Origin of the sequence: Pseudomonas sivasensis, from assembly GCF_013778505.1 — a bacterium.
GTDB lineage: Bacteria > Pseudomonadota > Gammaproteobacteria > Pseudomonadales > Pseudomonadaceae > Aquipseudomonas > Aquipseudomonas sivasensis.
Genome location: NZ_JAAOWU010000001.1, coordinates 222,021 through 239,256, shown reverse-complemented (window position 1 = coordinate 239,256; position 17,236 = coordinate 222,021). Strand labels below are relative to the sequence as shown.

The 17,236-nt window shown below is 60.1% G+C and carries 14 protein-coding genes; 6 read left to right on the top strand and 8 right to left on the bottom strand.

All coding sequences use genetic code 11. The annotated features are described in order from the left end of the window. The first annotated feature begins 117 nt into the window (after nt 1-117). The 6 genes from G9Q84_RS01100 (at nt 118) to G9Q84_RS01075 (ending at nt 8,072) form a co-directional block, all read left to right on the top strand. Nucleotides 118-816, top strand: a complete 699-nt coding sequence (locus G9Q84_RS01100) for an MtnX-like HAD-IB family phosphatase (protein ID WP_181642753.1) — start codon at nt 118-120, stop codon at nt 814-816. Beyond that, on the top strand, nt 809-2,203 hold the full coding sequence (locus G9Q84_RS01095; RefSeq protein WP_032891824.1) for an aspartate aminotransferase family protein: 1,395 nt from the start codon (nt 809-811) through the stop codon (nt 2,201-2,203). Before G9Q84_RS01100 ends, G9Q84_RS01095 begins: the two co-directional genes overlap by 8 nt. Then, nucleotides 2,200-3,186 carry an alpha/beta fold hydrolase gene (locus tag G9Q84_RS01090; protein ID WP_181642752.1) on the top strand — a complete coding sequence of 329 codons (987 nt, stop codon included), beginning with the start codon at nt 2,200-2,202 and terminating at the stop codon, nt 3,184-3,186. The genes G9Q84_RS01095 and G9Q84_RS01090 overlap by 4 nt, the downstream gene beginning before the upstream one ends. Before the next feature lie 605 nt (nt 3,187-3,791). Then, complete coding sequence (locus tag G9Q84_RS01085; RefSeq protein ID WP_032891823.1) at nt 3,792-4,919, top strand: GNAT family N-acetyltransferase; 1,128 nt, start codon at nt 3,792-3,794, stop codon at nt 4,917-4,919. After that, nucleotides 4,916-6,685, top strand: a complete 1,770-nt coding sequence (locus tag G9Q84_RS01080) for a sensor histidine kinase (RefSeq protein WP_095183944.1) — start codon at nt 4,916-4,918, stop codon at nt 6,683-6,685. Before G9Q84_RS01085 ends, G9Q84_RS01080 begins: the two co-directional genes overlap by 4 nt. Continuing rightward, the gene (locus tag G9Q84_RS01075; RefSeq protein WP_122680291.1) at nt 6,675-8,072 is read left to right on the top strand and encodes a sigma-54-dependent transcriptional regulator; all 1,398 of its coding nucleotides are present in this window, start codon (nt 6,675-6,677) and stop codon (nt 8,070-8,072) included. The genes G9Q84_RS01080 and G9Q84_RS01075 overlap by 11 nt, the downstream gene beginning before the upstream one ends. A 124-nt stretch (nt 8,073-8,196) precedes the next feature. Here G9Q84_RS01075 and G9Q84_RS01070 read toward each other — a convergent pair whose 3' ends face one another. The 8 genes from G9Q84_RS01070 to glpD all read right to left on the bottom strand — a co-directional run bounded on the left by G9Q84_RS01070 (nt 8,197) and on the right by glpD (nt 17,063). Next, on the bottom strand, nt 8,197-8,535 hold the full coding sequence (locus G9Q84_RS01070) for a GlpM family protein (RefSeq protein ID WP_095183946.1): 339 nt from the start codon (nt 8,533-8,535) through the stop codon (nt 8,197-8,199). Beyond that, on the bottom strand, nt 8,535-9,872 hold the full coding sequence (gene aauR / locus G9Q84_RS01065) for a two-component response regulator AauR (RefSeq protein WP_032891818.1): 1,338 nt from the start codon (nt 9,870-9,872) through the stop codon (nt 8,535-8,537). The genes G9Q84_RS01070 and aauR overlap by 1 nt, the downstream gene beginning before the upstream one ends. Further along, the gene (gene aauS, locus G9Q84_RS01060) at nt 9,869-11,770 is read right to left on the bottom strand and encodes a two-component sensor histidine kinase AauS (RefSeq protein ID WP_032891816.1); all 1,902 of its coding nucleotides are present in this window, start codon (nt 11,768-11,770) and stop codon (nt 9,869-9,871) included. Before aauS ends, aauR begins: the two co-directional genes overlap by 4 nt. A 171-nt stretch (nt 11,771-11,941) precedes the next feature. Next, nucleotides 11,942-12,676, bottom strand: a complete 735-nt coding sequence (locus G9Q84_RS01055; protein ID WP_042560754.1) for an amino acid ABC transporter ATP-binding protein — start codon at nt 12,674-12,676, stop codon at nt 11,942-11,944. Further along, nucleotides 12,673-13,344 carry an amino acid ABC transporter permease gene (locus G9Q84_RS01050; RefSeq protein WP_032891811.1) on the bottom strand — a complete coding sequence of 224 codons (672 nt, stop codon included), beginning with the start codon at nt 13,342-13,344 and terminating at the stop codon, nt 12,673-12,675. The genes G9Q84_RS01055 and G9Q84_RS01050 overlap by 4 nt, the downstream gene beginning before the upstream one ends. Next, nucleotides 13,344-14,090: an amino acid ABC transporter permease gene (locus tag G9Q84_RS01045; RefSeq protein ID WP_032891809.1), complete on the bottom strand. Its 747-nt coding sequence runs from the start codon at nt 14,088-14,090 to the stop codon at nt 13,344-13,346. Before G9Q84_RS01045 ends, G9Q84_RS01050 begins: the two co-directional genes overlap by 1 nt. A 193-nt stretch (nt 14,091-14,283) precedes the next feature. Continuing rightward, complete coding sequence (locus G9Q84_RS01040; protein WP_032891807.1) at nt 14,284-15,210, bottom strand: glutamate/aspartate ABC transporter substrate-binding protein; 927 nt, start codon at nt 15,208-15,210, stop codon at nt 14,284-14,286. 314 nt (nt 15,211-15,524) lie between these two features. Then, entirely contained in the window at nt 15,525-17,063 is a 1,539-nt protein-coding gene (gene glpD, locus G9Q84_RS01035; protein WP_095183948.1) for a glycerol-3-phosphate dehydrogenase, read from the bottom strand. Between the last annotated feature and the right edge of the window lie 173 nt (nt 17,064-17,236).

The window sequence follows — 17,236 nt, the reverse complement described above, 5'->3', positions numbered from 1 at the left end:
AAATTCCCCGCTTACACCCGTTAAACCCCCAGCCCTGCGGGGCTTTAACCAATTGGCACACTCCCTGCTCTAGCTCTGATGAAAGCGCAGACAGCGCACTCCATCAAGGTAACCACAATGATTGATTGGCATATCGTGTGCGACTTCGACGGGACCATCACCCCCACCGATGTCATCGACAACGTCCTCCAACGCTTCGCCGGCCCCGAATGGGAAACCATCGAGCAGCAATGGCTGGACGGGCATATCGGTTCACGCGAATGCCTGAGCCGCCAACTGGCGTTGATCAAGGCCACCCCCAGCGAATTGCTGGCGTACTTCGACAGCGTTGAGATCGACCCGGATTTCCCGGATTTCGTCGATCACGTGATCGGCCTGGGCGCGTCCATTGAGGTGGTCAGCGACGGCATCGAACAAGGCATTGCGCGGATCCTGTCGCGCAACTACGTGACCTTGCTGCCGATCCTCGCTAACCGCCTGCGCCAGGTCGACCAGAACAGTTGGCGCATTGACTTCCCCTATTCCAGCGATGCCTGCCGCGCCGCGTCCGGCAACTGCAAGTGCAAATCCACACCGCGCAACAAGCGCGTGCTGGTGATCGGCGACGGCAAGTCCGACATGTGCGTGGCGTCCACCGCCGACTTCGTGTTCGCCAAAGGCAGCCTCGCCCAGTACTGCGAGGCCAACAACATCCCTCACGCGCGCTTCGACACCTTCGCCGAAGTGCCTGCGTTGCTGGCCCGACTGCCTCTGGGCATCGCCGCCAACGCTACCTCCTTCACTGCCGACACTCAGGAAATTTTCCACCATGTCTGATATCCGCATCGCTACCGCCGAAGACCAGGTCCTCCTGGATAAAGAAGCCAAGTACTGCTCCTACGGCGACACCGTTCACTACATCGAACCGCCGCGTATTTTCAGCCGCTGCGAAGGCTCCTATGTGTGGGACACCGAAGACCAGGCCTACCTCGACCTGCAAATGTGGTACTCCGCGGTCAACTTCGGCTACGCCAACCCGCGCTTGAACAATGCGCTGAAACAGCAGATCGACACCCTGCCGCAAATCGCCAGCCAGTACCTGCACAAAGGCAAGATCGAGCTGTCGGAAATGATCGCGGTGGACGCCAAGAAGAAATTCGGCCTCGACGGTCGCGTGCACTTCAACGTCGGCGGCTCGCAGTCGATTGAAGACTCCCTGAAAGTGGTGCGTAACGCCACCAACGGCAAAAGCTTGATGTTCGCCTTCGAAGGCGGCTACCACGGGCGTACCCTCGGCGCCTCGTCGATCACCTCCAGCTACCGCTACCGCCGCCGCTACGGCCACTTCGGTGAACGCGCGCAGTTCATCCCGTTCCCGTACCACTTCCGGGGCCCCAAAGGGATGACCAAGGAAGAGTACGGCAGCCACTGCGTGCAGCAATTTGCCCGCCTGTTCGAGACCGAATACAACGGCGTGTGGGACCCGAAAGTCGGCCAGAGTGAATACGCCGCGTTCTACGTCGAGCCGATCCAGGGCACCGGCGGCTACGTGATCCCGCCGATGAACTTCTACCGCGAACTCAAGCACGTGCTGGACCAGCACGGCATCTTGATGGTGTCCGACGAAATCCAGATGGGCTTCTACCGCACCGGCAAGTTGTGGTCGATCGAACACTTCGACGTGCAGCCGGATGTGATCGTGTTCGGCAAGGCGCTGACCAACGGCCTTAACCCACTGGGCGGTATCTGGGCCCGTGAAGAGTTGATCAACCCGAAGATCTTCCCGCCGGGTTCCACCCACTCCACTTTCGCCTCCAACCCGTTGGGCACGGCGGTGGGCCTGGAGATGTTCAAGATGACCAACGAAGTCGACTACGGCGCGATGGTCATGGCCAAGGGCAAGTTCTTCCTCGAAGGCCTGCAGGACCTGCAGAAACGTTTCCCGATCATCGGCGACGTCGACGGTCTGGGCCTGGCGTTGCGCTGCGAAATCTGCGGACCGGATGGCTTCACCCCGGACAAGGCGACCCTGGATTACATGGTTGAAGAAGGCATGAAGGGCGACATGGTGGTGGATGGCCAGAAACTCGGCCTGATCCTCGATGTGGGCGGTTACTACAAGAACGTGATCACCCTGGCACCGTCCCTGGAAATCAGCTACCCGGAAATCGAACTGGGCCTGAAGCTGCTTGAGCAGTTGCTGGTGCGAGCGACCAATCGGTGAACAGTGCAGAGATCGACCTCGGTGAAGGTGATGCCGGATTCGTTCTCGGTGATGGTCCGGTCGGGATCCTGTTGATCCACGGCCTGACCGGCACTCCGACTGAATTGCGCCAGGTCGCTAAAGGCCTGGCCAAGGCCGGCAATTGCACGGTGTACGTGCCGACGCTGGCGGGACACTGCGGCGATAACAGCGACCTGCAGGCCACCGGCTGGCGCGACTGGTATGAAGGCGTGCGCAAGACCTTCGTACAGATCAAGCGGCGCCACGCACAGGTGTTCGTTGGCGGTTTGTCCATGGGCGCGGTGATGTCGATGTACGTGGCCTCGGAACACCCGGGGCAGGTCGCCGGGCTGCTGATGTACTCGACCACCTTGAAGTACGACGGTTGGAGCATCAACAAAATGGCGTTCATCACGCCGTTGCTGATCCGGATTCCCTTTGGTGTGCGTCTGTTTCGCTTCACTGAGAAACCGCCCTACGGCATCAAGAATGAGCGCCTGCGGGCGATTGTCGAACGCCAGATGAAAGAGGGCGAGAGTAGCGAAGCGGGGTTGTTGACCATGGAAGGCGTCACCGTGCGCGAGTTGCATTGGATGAACGCAGTGGTCAAAAAACGCATGCCCCGGATCAACGTGCCGGCGCTGGTGCTGCACTCCATCGAGGACGACATCACCAGCCGCTGGAACGCCGACTATGTAGAGCGCCACCTTGGCGGCCCAGTGACCAAGATTCTGCTGGATAACTGCTACCACATGATCACCGTCGACCTGCAATACCGGCGGGTGATTGAGTTGAGTGCTGCGTTCATCGAGCGGCATACATCTGCAGCGGGCTCCGGCTCAGTGTTTGCTGAGCAGGGGTTTTGTGGTGGGCAGGGCTGTAGTGGTGAGCAGAGGGGTTGTGATGTGCAGGGCTCCAGTGGTGAGCAGGCTTGCCCTGCGCTGGGGGGCGAAGCCGCCCCAAAACCTGCCATTGCGGTCTAGCTGGAGAAACTCGTTGCCTGGAGTGGGGCTGCTTCGCAGCCCAGCGCGGGGCAAGCCCGCTCACCACAAAAAGTACCGCTCACCACAAAAGGTGCCGTTCACCACAAAAAGTACCGCTCACCACAAAAGGTGCCATTCACCACAAAAAGTACCACTCACTACAAAAAACCTTTCATCACAGATAGCCCCATTCACCTCAAAAAATCGCCGGCCCCAGGCCCTGAATATGGAAACGATGTGATCACCACCCAAGCCTTCCCCACCATCCGGACCCTCCAGAGTGTTGTGGTATGCAGGGCTCTAGTGGTGAGCAGGCTTGTCCTGCGCTGGGTGGCGAAGCCGCCCCAAAACCGGCCATTGCGGTCTAGCTGGAGAAACTCGTTGCCTGGAGTGGGGCTGCTTCGCAGCCCAGCGCGGGGCAAGCCCGCTCACCACAAAAAGTACCGCTCACCACAAAAGGTGCCATTCACCACAAAAAGTACCGCTCACCACAAAAAGTACTGCTCACCACAAAAAGTACCATTCACTACAAAAAACCTTTCATCACAGATAGCCCCATTCACCACAAAAAATCGCCGGTCCCAGGCCCTGAATATGGAAACGATGTGATCACCACCCAAGCCTTCCCCACCATCCGGGCCCTCCAGCGCAGTGCGTGGAACGATTGCTTCCCCGGTGCCCTGGAAGACTGGGACTATTACGTCGCCGTGGAAAACGCGGCCCTCGATGATTTCCAGTGGCGCTACCTTGCGGTCTACGAAGACGGAACCCTGGTGGCAGTCGCCCCCGCGTTCATCACCCATTACCGCCTCGACACCACGGTTTCAGGCGTCGGCAAGCGTTTCACCGAACGCCTTGAGCGACGGTGGCCGGGGGTTTTGACATTGGGCCTCTATGCCATCGGCTCGCCGGTGGCCGAGCGCTGTGATGCCGGATTTTCCCGCCACGTCCCCGAGTCGCGCCGCCCGTTGTTGCTCAAGCATGTGCTGGACGCCGCACGCCACGACGCCGATGACTTCGGTATCGGCCTGGTGGCGGTCAAGGACGCGCCGAGCAACGATCCGCACTGGGCCGACAGTTGTCGCGCCGCCGGTTTCCAGACCATGCCGAGCCTGCCCACCGGTGTGTTGCCGTTGCCCTACGGTTCAGTGGACGCCTACCTGGGCTCTCTGGGCAAATCCACGCGCAAGGATCTGCGTCGCAAACTGCGCGCACCGGGGCCACGGGTGGAGTGGCGGCGCAACATCGACGATGTACTGCCTGAGGTCATGCGCCTTTACGAAGCCACACTCACCCGCGCCGAGCTGCAATTCGAACGCCTGCCTGCGGGCTACTTCACCGGTGTGCTTGAACGCCTTGAGTCACGCGCGGTGTGTGCGCTTTACTGGGTGGACGAGCAGTTGGTGGCGTTCAACCTGATGCTGGTGGATGAGCATCGGCTGGTGGACAAGTTCTTCGGGCATGACGTGAACTTCACCCGCGACTACAACCTGTATTTCCGTAGCTGGCTGACCAACGTCGACTATTGTATTGAGCACAATATTGCGGTGTACGAGTGCGGGCAGGCCGGGTATGCCAGTAAGCTGCGCCTGGGCTGTGAGTTCCAGGGCAACAGTGTGTTTTTCCGCCACCGCAACCGGCTGGTCAATGGCCTGCTCAAGCTTGTAAAACTGTTTATTCGACCGGACCGTTCCGACCCTGCCATGGCTGCTGCGATAAGCGAAACCCGATGATCACCAAGACCCGCCAGAAAGCCCGTCCCTTTGCCATTTCGCGCTGGAGTGTCCAGCGCAAGCTGGTGCTGGCATTCTGGTTGGTCAGCGTGATTCCCACCATGATCGCGGCGGAGTTGGCCGCTACCACGCTGTCGCAGATTTTCGACAGCAACGTGCGGATCTGGCTGCAGGAGTCGACCAAGATCGTCAAGGACGAGATCGGCGACATCCTTCATGACAACGCGCGCATGGCCAAATTGTTCCTGCGCTACACCAGCCCGCCGGAGAACCGGCAAGCTGCCCGGCACGACCGGCTGACGGCCGACATCGCCGATGCCACGGACATTGACGTGGTCGCGTTGATTCGCGTCAGTGACCACAAAACGGTGTTCAGCACCGCCTCCGACGACATCGTCAAGCAGATCAGCCTGACCAGCAACGCGGTGTTGCAGACGGTGCAGGTGGCGGGCGTGAGCACGGGCATTGTGGTCTCTACGTTCGACACTTCCCGGGACGGCGTCGACTACCAGTTGCTGGTGGCCACTTACCTGGACAGCAGTTTCCTCACCAGCGTGGCCGATGTGCACTCCCTTGACCTGCGCCTGTACCTGGCCAACCCCGAGGGCTTCTCGGAAATTTTCTCGACCCAGCGCTTCGAGGATCACCCGTCGCGCATCCCCAAAAATGTTGAAGCGGCTATGCGCAGCACCAAACAGCCCAGCGAGCAATTCACCAATAACTACAGCGGTTTGTACTGGCCGATCTTCAACGACGCGGGCGATTTGCAGGGCGTGATTTTCAGCGGCCTGCTGCGCCATAGCAGCCTGGTGGGGCTGGTCAACCAGAGCAATCTGTTCGTCTTGATATTCCTGGTCAGCTCGGCGCTGTCATTGGCGGCGGGGGTGTTGGTGTCACGGCGCCTGACCCGGCCGCTGCGAGACTTGTCCCAAGGCGTGAGTGCGGTGATTTCCGGCAATTACACCCATCGCGTAGCGGTCAGCGGCGGCGATGAGCTGGCGCAATTGAGCAGCACCTTCAACCATATGACCGAGCGTCTGGGCGAGTTGCATCACCTCGAAGCCCAGTTGCGCCGCCGCGATCGCCTGCATGCACTGGGCGAAGTCGCCATGGGCCTGGCCCACGAGATCCGCAACCCCCTGGGCATCATCAAGACCGCTACCCAGTTGCTGCACCGCCGCGCCGACCTGGCGGACACCGATAAGCGCCACCTGGAGTACGTGATCAGTGAAGTCAGCCGCATCAACGACCTGATCACCGAGTTCCTCGATTTCGCGAAGCCCAATCCGCCGCTACGTGTGGTGCAGCCGGCACGTCCGCTGGTGGAGGAAATCTTCGGTTTCTGCGCCCCGGAACTGGCTACTCACAACATCGATGCGCAGATCGACGACCAGGCACCGGGCGCGACTATTTACGCGGATGCCAAACAGCTCAAACAGGCGTGCCTCAATCTGATTCTCAACGCCATCGACGCGATGCCCGAAGGCGGGCGCCTGACCGTGGGGATTCGCACAGTGGGCGACAACACCGTTATCAGCATTGCCGACACCGGCCAGGGCATTCCGGCAGAGATGGTCGAGCGCATCTTTACGCCCTTCGTCACCACCAAGGCCTCGGGTACTGGCTTGGGTCTGGCCAAGGTCTATTCGATCATGGAAAGTCACGACGGCAGCATTGAATGCGCCAGCGAGAAAGATGCCGGCGCCACCTTCAGCCTGTACATTCCGGCGATGGGCGAAGACGACGAGGACAGTCATGACGCATAACATTCTAGTGGTCGACGACGAACCCAAGCTCTGTGATCTGCTGGCGTCGGCCCTGAGTCAGAACGGCATCCAGGTATTTATCGCCGGTAACGGTCTGCACGCGCTCAAGGTGCTGGAGCAGGAAGATATCGACCTGGTGATCAGTGACTGGCGCATGCCAGGTATGGACGGGCCGGCGCTGCTGGCGGAGATCAAGGTGCGCTACCCCCATGTGCCGGTGATTGTGATGACCGCCTACAGCACGGTGAAAAACGCCGTGCAGTCGATGCGCAACGGCGCCTATGACTACATCGCCAAGCCGTTCGATATCGACGAGCTGGACATCACCGTCAGCAAAGCCTTGCAGTTTCGCGACATCATGCGCGACAACGCACGCCTGCGCGCCGAGCTGGATGAGCATGCCCAGTTCGACAGCCTGGTGGGTGACAGCCCGGCGTTTCGCACGGTGTTGCAAGCGGTGGAATCGGTGCGTGACAGCAGCGCCACTGTCCTGCTGACCGGTGAAAGCGGCACCGGCAAGGAAATGGTCGCCCGTGCCATCCACAAACACGGCAGCCGTGCCGACAAACCCTTCGTGGCGGTCAACTGCGCCGCAATCCCGGAAGGGCTGCTGGAAAGCGAGATGTTCGGCCACCGCAAAGGCGCATTCACTGGCGCGGTAGCGGACCGGGTAGGGCGTTTTATGCAGGCCGACAAAGGCACGCTCTTCCTTGATGAAGTCGGCGATATGCCTCTGGCGTTGCAGGCCAAGATCCTGCGCGCATTGCAGGAGCGGGTCATCGAGCCGGTGGGCGATCCCCGCGAGCGCAAGGTGGATGTGCGAGTGATCGCGGCCACCAACAAGAACCTGTTGGAAGCGGTGGCCAAGAAGGAGTTTCGCGAAGACCTGTATTACCGCCTCAACGTGTTCCCGATCCCTTTGCCGGCCCTTCGCGAGCGCGTCGAAGACATCGCGCCCCTGGCCCGTCACTTCGCCCAGACCCTCAGCGCCACTGCGGGCAAACGCATCACCGGCTTCAGCCCCGAAGCATTGCAGGCGATGGCCGCGTATCACTGGCCCGGCAATATCCGCGAGCTGCAAAATTGTGTGGAACGCGCAACGATTGTGGCGGCATCGCCGGTCATCGAGGATATCGACCTGCCGGGTTACCTGTTTGCGTCGAAGCCGAGCGAGCTGGGCGTGACGACGATTCTCAGCGACGGGCCAGGGATTCCTCAGGACTTGGATGCGGCGCTGGCGGAGGTGGAGAAGGCCTACATACTGGCGGCGTTGCAGGAGAGTAATGGCGTGCAGGCTGCGGCGGCGGCGAAGATCGGGATCTCTGAGCGCAGTTTCTGGTATCGCCTGAAGAAGCTGGGCATCCAGGTCGACAAGATAGTCCGCTGACACACCTCGATTAAAAATGTGGGAGGGGGCTTGCCCCCGATTGCAGTGGATCAGTTAAAGATGAACTGACTGACACACCGCTATCGGGGGCAAGCCCCCTCCCACATTTTTTGACCGAGTCGGGTCAGGTATGGAGGCGTACCCAGATACTCACCAGGATCGTCGCGGCGATCAGCCACGCTACCGCGGCTACGGCTAAAGAGGCCTCCAGCCGCATGCGGTCAACCATCACATACAACGTCGCCAGATACACAAAGTACGGAATGATCGACCACATCCCAAACAGGATCGTGGTCTTCAAATCGTCTACCGAACGGCCCTTGCCGACGATGTAATGGGCGATCAGCGCAAAGGTCGGAAACAGCGGTACCAGCCCCGCGATGTAATAGTTTTTGGTCTTGGCCAATGCGGCCAATATCAGTACCACCGCCGCGCCGAGGGCGGCTTTCAAGAATAGATCCATCAGTGACTCAACCCGTATTTCTTGACCTTGTCGAAGAGGGTGGTCTTGGCCATCCCCAGTTCCTGGCTGGCCTGGGTCAGGTTGCCGCCGCTGCGTTGCAGGGCGTCGCTGAGCAGGTTGCGCTCAAAGGCTTCCACCGCTTCGGTAAACGCCAGGCCGTGGCTGCCACTGCTGGCGCCGCTTTTTTTGAAGGCGGGCAGGCCGAGGGCGAAACGTTCGGCGACGTTGCGCAGCTCACGCACGTTGCCGGGCCAGTCATGGCTCATCAGGCTGGACAGGGTCTGGTTGTCCAACTCCGGCGCGGTGCGGTCGAAGCGCAGGGATGACTGCTGCAGGAAGTGTTCGAACAGTTGCAGGATGTCTTCGCGGCGCTCGCGCAACGGCGGCAGTTCCAACGTGACCACGTTGAGGCGGTAGTACAGGTCACTGCGGAACTGGCTGGCGCGGCTCAGTTCGTCGAGGTCGGACTTGGTGGCGGCGATCACGCGGCAATCCACGGCGACGCTCTGGTTCGAACCCAGGCGTTCCAGAGTGCGTTCCTGCAACACCCGCAGCAATTTGATCTGCAGGTTGATCGGCATGCTTTCTACTTCATCGAGAAACAGCGTGCCTTCGTGGGCGTGCTCGATCTTGCCGATGCGCCGCTTGCCGGCGCCGGTAAATGCGTTGGCTTCGTGGCCGAAAATCTCGCTTTCGAACAGGTTCTCCGGCAGACCGCCGCAGTTGAGGGCGACGAACTGGTGCGAGTGGCGCCGGCTGAAATCATGCAGGCAGCGGGCGACCAGTTCTTTACCCGTGCCGGTCTCGCCTTCGATCAGCACGTTGGCTGAGGTGTCGGCGACGTTGGCGATCAGCTCGCGCAGGTTCTGCATGGCGGGGGAGCGGCCGATGATGCGGCCTTCCAGGGAGTCACGCTCGGCCAACTGACGGCGCAGTGACCAGACTTCCCGCGCGAGTGCGCGTTGCTCAAGGGCACGACGGGCGACATCCACCAGGCGTTCGGGAGAGAAGGGCTTCTCCATGAAATCGTAAGCGCCATTGCGCATGGCGCCGACGGCCATGGAGATATCGCCGTGCCCGGTGATCAGCACCACCGGCAGGCTTTTATCCAGGGCCTTGAGGCGGGTGAGCAGCTCCAGGCCGTCGATGCCCGGCAGGCGAATGTCGCTGATCACGATGCCCGCGAAGTTCTCGCCGATGCGCTTCAACGCCTCTTCGGCACTGCCCACGCCTTCGCTGGGAATATCTTCCAGCGCGAGGGCCTGCTGGCAGCCGAGCAGCACATGGGGGTCGTCTTCGACGATCAGCACGGTGAGGTCTTGAGGATCAATATTCATGTCGACTCAGCTTGTTGAGCGCCTACCAGCGGCAGGCTCAGGACAAAAGCGGTACCACCACTGGCCGGATGCTCAACGGCGAGCGTGCCGCCGGTGGCCGCCGCGAGGCTGGCGGACAGGGTCAGGCCCAAGCCCAGACCTTGCTCGCCGGGCTTGGTGGTGAAGAACGGTTCGAACAAATGCTTGCGCGCCTCGGCGTCGATGCCGTGGCCGTTGTCGCGTACATGCAGGCGGTATTTGCCTTCGGCGACACTGCCTTCCAGCCACAACTCGGGAGCGGGTTGTGCCTGCATGGCGTCAAGGGCGTTGCCGATCAGGTTGACCAGGATCTGCTCCAGGCGTGTCTGGTCGATCTGCAAATGGGCCGCAACGAAGTCGCGATGCACGGTCAGCGGCAGGCTGTCCAGGCGCGCGCCCAGTACCTGGAACGCAGCGTCCACCGCCTTGGCGAGGTTGGCTTCGCCCTGGTCGTCACCGCGCCGGGCAAAGGAGCGCAGGCTGGCAGTGATGCGGCCCATGCGGTCGATCAGTTCGTTGATGGTCTTGAGGTTGGCGCTGGCGGTGTCCAGGGCGCCGCGCTCCAGGAAGCGCACGGTGTTGCCGGACAAGGTGCGCAGCGCGGCCAACGGCTGGTTCAATTCGTGGGCAATGCTGGTGGACATCTGGCCGATGGCCGCCAGTTTCCCGGCCTGCACCAGCTCATCCTGGGCACGGCGCAGGGTTTCTTCGGCCTGGCGTCGTTCGCGGATCTGGCCTTTGAGCCGTTCGTTGCTGGCGCGCAGGTCGGCGGTGCGTTCGGCAATCCGACGCTCCAACTGGCTGTTGGCTTCCTGCAAGGCTTCCCGTGCGGCGAGGCGGGTGGCGATGACTTTGCGTCGCTCATTCCAGGCAATCAGCAGGAATGCCACCAGACCAAATGCGACAGCCACCAGAATGCCTTGGTTGATCGCTGCGCGGCGCAGGTCATTGAGGGGAGTGAGGAGGGTGAAATTCCACGGTGTGTCGTTGAGCGGTCGGGTTTGCGCCAGGTAGCTGACTTCGTGCTCGTCGTTGACCACTTCGCTGTTGGCCGGAAAGGTCAGTTTTTCGGTGCCTTCGTTCAAGCGCTCACGGGCCAGCGGTTCCAGCTCGTTCAGCGTGGCCCAGTAATATTGCAGGCTGTGGGCCAGGCGATCCTTGGTTTCATTGCTCAACGGACGCACGGCCTTGAGGCGGCGGGCCGGGTCGCTGGAGAGGATGATGATGCCGTTCTCGTCGCTGACGAAGGCTTCCAGGCGCGCACGTTGCCAACGTTCTTCCAGCGCTTCAAGGCGTACCTTGACCACTGCGACGCCGATGATCTTGCCGTGCTCTTCCAACCCGTGGGCCAGGTAATAACCGGGTTCGCCATTGGTGCTGCCGATGCCGTAGAAACGCCCGGGCTGGCCGCGCACGGCGTTCTGGAAATAGGCGCGGAAGGAGAGGTCTTCACCTTGGTAACTGTCGGCATCGCGCCAGTTGCTGGTGGCCAGCACCCGACCGGTGGTGTCCATCACGTAGATGGCCCGACTGCGACTGCGTCGGTTCAGGCCTTCGAGGTAGTCGTTGACGTTTTTGCGGGTTTCCTGGCTCGGGTCGGCGAGCAGCTGCGAGACGCTGGTCTCCAGCTCCAGCAGGCTGGGCAGGTAAGTGTATTTGCTGAGTTCACTTTCGACGGTGCGGGCATGCAGCTCCAACTGGCGTTCGCCCGTGTCGCTGAGGGTGCGGATGCCGTAGTACTCGCTGATCCAAAAGCCGATATAACCCAAGCCGATCATCAGGGCGACGATCAACGGCGGCAGGAACAGTTGGCGAATCAGACGAGGCTTCACGGCAAGTGATGGCGGTGCGGCGCGAAATTGGTTGGGGTCGCATTTCATCACAGATGCCTTGGGTCAACCAGAGCTGCCAGCCTGTGCGGTCCAGCATGGGAGGGGGCTTGCCCCCGATTGCAGTGTTTCAGTCGGTATATCTATCGCTGATCCACCACTATCGGGGGGCAAGCCCCCTCCCACATTGGCCCTGTTTCTACAGCAGGAGCTATGTAGTGCTTAGTGCTGCAGGATTTTCTCAAGGAAGTGCTGCGCACGCTCGGAGCGGGCGCTGATGTCGCCGAAGAATTCTTCTTTCGGGCAGTCTTCGATGATCTTGCCGGCGTCCATGAAGATCACGCGGTCGGCCACTTTACGGGCAAAGCCCATTTCGTGGGTTACGCACATCATGGTCATGCCTTCCTGGGCCAATTGCACCATCACGTCCAGCACTTCGTTGACCATTTCCGGGTCCAGGGCCGAGGTCGGTTCGTCGAACAGCATGACGATCGGGTCCATGGCCAGGGCGCGGGCAATCGCCACACGTTGTTGTTGGCCGCCAGAGAGTTGGCCAGGGTGCTTGTGGGCGTGCGCCGACAGGCCGACGCGCTCCAGCAGTTGCAGGCCTTTCTTGGTGGCTTCTTCCTTGCTGCGGCCGAGCACCTTGATCTGTGCGATGGTCAGGTTTTCGGTGATGGTCAGGTGCGGGAACAGTTCGAAGTGCTGGAACACCATGCCCACGCGCGAGCGCAGTTTCGGCAAGTTGGTCTTCGGGTCGGCGATGGAGGTGCCGTCGACCACGATGTCGCCTTTCTGGAACGGTTCCAGCGCGTTGACGCATTTGATCAGGGTGGATTTACCCGAGCCCGAAGGCCCGCACACCACGATCACTTCGCCTTTTTTGACCTCGGTGCTGCAATCGGTCAGCACCTGGAAGTCGCCATACCACTTGTTGATGTTCTTGATAGAGATCATACGGCAAACCTTTTTTGCAGACGCTTGACCAGCAGCGAGGCGGAAAAGCTGATGATGAAGTAGACGACACCGGCAAAGATCAGGAACTCATTGGAGCGGCCGATGATGTCGCCGTTGGAGCGGGCGGAGTTGAGGAAGTCCACCAGGCCCACGGTGTAGACCAGCGAGGTGTCCTGGAACAGGATGATGCTCTGTTGCAGCAGCAACGGGGTCATCTTGCGGAACGCCTGGGGCAGGATGATCAGACGCATGGTCTGGCCATAGGTCATGCCCATCGCTTGCGCTGCGCCCATCTGGCCCTTGGGAATCGACTGCACGCCGGCCCGCACGATCTCACAGAAGTACGCGGCTTCGAACATCATGAAGGCCACGACGCAGGAGGTGAACGCTCCGATGGGTGTGTCTTCGCCGGTGATCCAGCGCAGTACGAACGGTACGGCCAAGTAGAACCAGGTGATCACCAACAGCAACGGGATCGAACGGAAATAGTTCACATAGGCGCCGGCCAGGCGCGACAGCAGTTTGCTGGACGACAGGCGCATCAGCGCCAGGATCGTGCCCAGGGCGATACCGCCGATCACGCCCATGACCATCAACTGCAAGGTCATGACCATGCCGTTCCACAGGCCTGGGATCGCGGGGATGATGCCGCTGAAATCGAGTTCCATTATTTACCCCCCACGGAGATCAGGCCGGGCACTGCGACTTTCTTCTCGACCACGCGCATCAGCAGCATCAGGCTCATGTTCAGGGTGAAGTAGATCAGCGTGGCCAGGGTGAAGGCTTCAAACAGGTTGGCCGAGAACTCGGCGGTCTGCTTGGTTTGTGCCAGCAGTTCCATCAAGCCGATCAAGGACGCCACGGAGGAGTTCTTGAACACGTTGAGGAATTCCGAGGTAAGCGGCGGAATGATGATGCGGTAGGCCTGCGGCAGCAGCACGTTCCAGTAGATCTGCGGCAGCTTGAAGCCCATGGCGCGCGCAGCGGATTCCTGGCCACGTGGTAAAGCCTGGATGCCGGTGCGCACTTGCTCACACACGCGGGCGGCGGTGAACAGGCCAAGGCACACGACGACGCTCAGGTAGGCCGAGGTGGTCGGGTTCAGGTCTTGTTTGTACCAGTCCTGCAGGTTTTGCGGCAGCAGGTCGGGTATCAGGAAATACCAGATGAACAGCTGAACCAGCAGCGGCACGTTACGAAACAGTTCCACGTAGCAGGTCGCGATGCCCGATACGAGGCGGTTTGGCACAGTGCGCATGACCCCCAGAATGGAGCCCAGCAGCAAGGCGATAATCCATGCCACGACAGCGATGGCAATGGTCCAGCCCAAGCCGGCGATGTACCAGTCGAGATAAGTCTCGCTGCCCACGCCGGTGGACTTGAAGAACACGCCCCAGTCCCAGTTGTAATTCATTAGGGTCTCCCCTCGAGATCGATCGATGTACAAGCACCCGCTTGGGGAAAATCCATTCCCTCCTGGCGATGAACGCCAGGCACACACGATCGGCTCGAAAACCGCCAGGTCGAGTGTTCCAAGTTAAATCCAGCAGGTAATTACAGACGCCTGAGGGAGGGTTGCTCCCTCAGGAGATAAGGTTAGATCAGTGTCAGATTTTTACGTCAGGCGCTGGCTTGTCGCTTGGGTTGGCGATCAGCTCTTTAACCTTGTCACTCATTGGGAAGTTCAGGTTCAGGCCTTTAGGTGGAATCGGGCTCTCGAACCATTTGCTGTAGATCTTGTTGATTTCACCGGATTTGTACAGGGCGGTGATGGCGCCATCTACGGCTTTCTTGAAGTCTGGATCGCCTTTGCGAACCATGCAGGCGTAGGCTTCGAAGGACTGTGGAGTACCGGTGATTACCCAATCATCCGGCTTCTTCGCCTTGGCTTCTTCGCCGGCCAGCAGGGCGTCATCCATCATGAACGCAACGGCGCGGCCGCTTTCGAGCATTTGGAAGGATTCGCCGTGGTCTTTGGCGGAAATGACGTTCATGCCCATCTGCTTGTCAGCGTTCATCGCTTTGATGATGCGCTCGGACGTGGTGCCAGCGGTGGTCACGACGTTCTTGCCTTTCAGGTCGGCAAAGTCGGCGTAAGACGGCTTGCCGTCCTTGTCTTTCTTGACCAGTAGGCGGGTGCCGATTTCGAAGATGTTGACGGTGAAGTCGACTTGCTGAGCGCGCTCGGCATTGTTGGTGGTGGAGCCGCACTCAAGGTCCGCAGTGCCGTTCTGGATCAGCGGAATACGAGTTTGCGAGGTGACCAGGTTGTACTTGGTCTTCAGGTCGGGCTTGTTCAGGTCTTTTTTCAGTTGCTCGACGACAGCTACTTGGATGTCGTGGGAGTAGCCAACCGGTTTGCCCGAACCATCCGCGATGTAGGAAAACGGAATGGAGCTGTCGCGGTGCGCGAGGGTGATGGTGCCGGAGTCGTTGATTTTCTTCAGTGTGCCGGTGAGTTCGGCGGCAAAAACTGGAGTGCTGATCAGAGCAGCAGCGATAGCTGCGCCCAGGATATGGGGAACGATGCGCATCAATACTTCCTCGACATTTGTTTTTTTTATGAAGCCAGTTAGACGGCTCTCTTGTACAGCGAATGCCCGTGACGGCTCCTGAGGCGTCCCAGGCAATCGTCCAAGAGTGTAGAGCATGAGTCGTGCCAGGCCAGGGCTAAATGGCTAACCGTATGATTTATATGATGATTAACTTTGTGTGACGGTAAATATGTAACTGTACGGTCCGGCAAACCGAATAGCTTGGAGTGTTGCGTTCGGAAAACCGAATGACCTGGCGCGCATAAAAAAGCCCCTGGGCCTCGCGGCGCAGGGGCATTTGTATGAAGAGTCTGTCAGGCCGCCTGAGTCTTGCTGCGGTTCTGCTCAACTTGGGACAGGTAACGTTGCAGGTTGTCCTGTTCTTCCGGTGTGGTGAACAGGCCAAGCTTGGTACGGCGCCACAGCACGTCCTGAGGTTGGGTCACCCATTCTTCGGCGCACAGGTAGTCGACTTCTCGGGTATACAGGCCACCACCCAAGTGGTCGCCCAGGTCGGCCAGCGATTGCACGCCTTCCAGCAGGCGCCATGTGCGGCTGCCATAGGTGGTGGACCAACGGCGTGCGATTTCGCTCGGCACCCAGTCGAATTTGTGGCGAATGGCTTCGGCCAGGGCTTCTGGTGAGGTCATGTCTTCGCCACCCGGCAGGCTGGCCTTGGCGGTCCAGCTTGGGCGCATTTGGGTGAAATACGGGGCCAATTGCGCCATCGCCGACTCGGCGAGCTTGCGATAGGTGGTCAGCTTGCCGCCGAACACCGACAGAATCGGTGCCTCGCCTGCGCCGCCCGACACCGACAGGGTGTAATCGCGGGTGATCGCTGATGGGTTATCCGACTCGTCGTTGCACAGCGGTCGTACGCCGGAGTAGGTGTGGACGATGTCATCGCGGCTCAGTTGTTTCTTGAAGTGCGCGTTTACCACGTTGAGCATGTAGTCGGTTTCACCTTCGGTGATCGCCACTTTCGCCGGATCGCCGGTGTATTCGCGGTCGGTGGTGCCGATGATGGTCAGGTGGTTCAGGTACGGAATGGTGAAGACGATGCGCTGGTCTTCATTCTGCAGGATGTGCGCGTGGGCGCCTTCGTACAGTTTCGGCACGATCAGGTGGCTGCCCTGGATTAAGCGGATGCCGTAGGGCGAATCCAGCTTCAGGTCTTCCTTGATGAACTTGGCGACCCACGGGCCGGCGGCATTCACCAAAGCGCGGGCGCGGATCGAGAACAGGCTGCCGTCGGCGCGTTCCATGTTCATATCCCACATACCGTTGCTGCGGTGCGCGCTGATGCAGCGGGTCTGGGTGTGAATGTGCGCGCCTTTTTCGCGAGCGGCCATGGCGTTGAGCACCACCAGGCGGGCGTCATCGACCCAGCAGTCGGAGTATTCGAAACCCTTGGTGATTTCGCTTTTCAGCGGGCTGTCAGCGCCAAACTTGAGGCTTTTGGAACCGGCGAGCTTTTCGCGTTTGCCCAAGTGGTCATACAGGAACAGACCTGCGCGGATCATCCACGCCGGGCGCAGGTGCGGGCGGTGCGGCAATACAAAACGCATCTGCTTGACGATGTGCGGGGCCTTGGCCAGCAGCACTTCGCGTTCGGCCAATGCTTCACGCACCAAGCGGAACTCGTAATGTTCGAGGTAGCGCAGGCCGCCGTGGATCAGCTTGCTGCTGGCGGAGGAGGTGTGGCTGGCCAGGTCGTCCTTTTCGCAAAGGAATACTGACAAACCGCGACCGGCTGCGTCTGCTGCAATGCCGACGCCGTTGATCCCGCCACCGATTACGGCAACGTCATAGACTTCGGCAAGCGGTGATGCAGGCAAGGTGGAAGGGTTCATCGGCTGGCCTCGCGATTTTTTCGTCTTGGAATTCGAACATTAATGTTCATTTGCGAAAATGGTAGCTGATAAACGCGCGCACAGCCACTCGACTTTGATTGAAAAAACTCATCAAAGGGTGGGGAAAGGAAGAATTGTGAACATGAGCCTTGGAAAGGCTTGAGGAAAAGGGT

What these genes read in the sequence shown, in the direction of transcription:
- G9Q84_RS01100 (WP_181642753.1), top strand. Translation starts at nt 118, where the DNA reads ATGATTGATTGGCATATCGTGTGCGACTTCGACGGGACCATCACCCCC.
- G9Q84_RS01095 (WP_032891824.1), top strand. Translation starts at nt 809, where the DNA reads ATGTCTGATATCCGCATCGCTACCGCCGAAGACCAGGTCCTCCTGGAT.
- G9Q84_RS01080 (WP_095183944.1), top strand. Translation starts at nt 4,916, where the DNA reads ATGATCACCAAGACCCGCCAGAAAGCCCGTCCCTTTGCCATTTCGCGC.
- G9Q84_RS01075 (WP_122680291.1), top strand. Translation starts at nt 6,675, where the DNA reads ATGACGCATAACATTCTAGTGGTCGACGACGAACCCAAGCTCTGTGAT.
- G9Q84_RS01070 (WP_095183946.1), bottom strand. Translation starts at nt 8,535, where the DNA reads ATGGATCTATTCTTGAAAGCCGCCCTCGGCGCGGCGGTGGTACTGATA.
- aauR (WP_032891818.1), bottom strand. Translation starts at nt 9,872, where the DNA reads ATGAATATTGATCCTCAAGACCTCACCGTGCTGATCGTCGAAGACGAC.
- aauS (WP_032891816.1), bottom strand. Translation starts at nt 11,770, where the DNA reads ATGAAATGCGACCCCAACCAATTTCGCGCCGCACCGCCATCACTTGCC.
- G9Q84_RS01055 (WP_042560754.1), bottom strand. Translation starts at nt 12,676, where the DNA reads ATGATCTCTATCAAGAACATCAACAAGTGGTATGGCGACTTCCAGGTG.
- G9Q84_RS01050 (WP_032891811.1), bottom strand. Translation starts at nt 13,344, where the DNA reads ATGGAACTCGATTTCAGCGGCATCATCCCCGCGATCCCAGGCCTGTGG.
- G9Q84_RS01045 (WP_032891809.1), bottom strand. Translation starts at nt 14,090, where the DNA reads ATGAATTACAACTGGGACTGGGGCGTGTTCTTCAAGTCCACCGGCGTG.
- G9Q84_RS01040 (WP_032891807.1), bottom strand. Translation starts at nt 15,210, where the DNA reads ATGCGCATCGTTCCCCATATCCTGGGCGCAGCTATCGCTGCTGCTCTG.
- glpD (WP_095183948.1), bottom strand. Translation starts at nt 17,063, where the DNA reads ATGAACCCTTCCACCTTGCCTGCATCACCGCTTGCCGAAGTCTATGAC.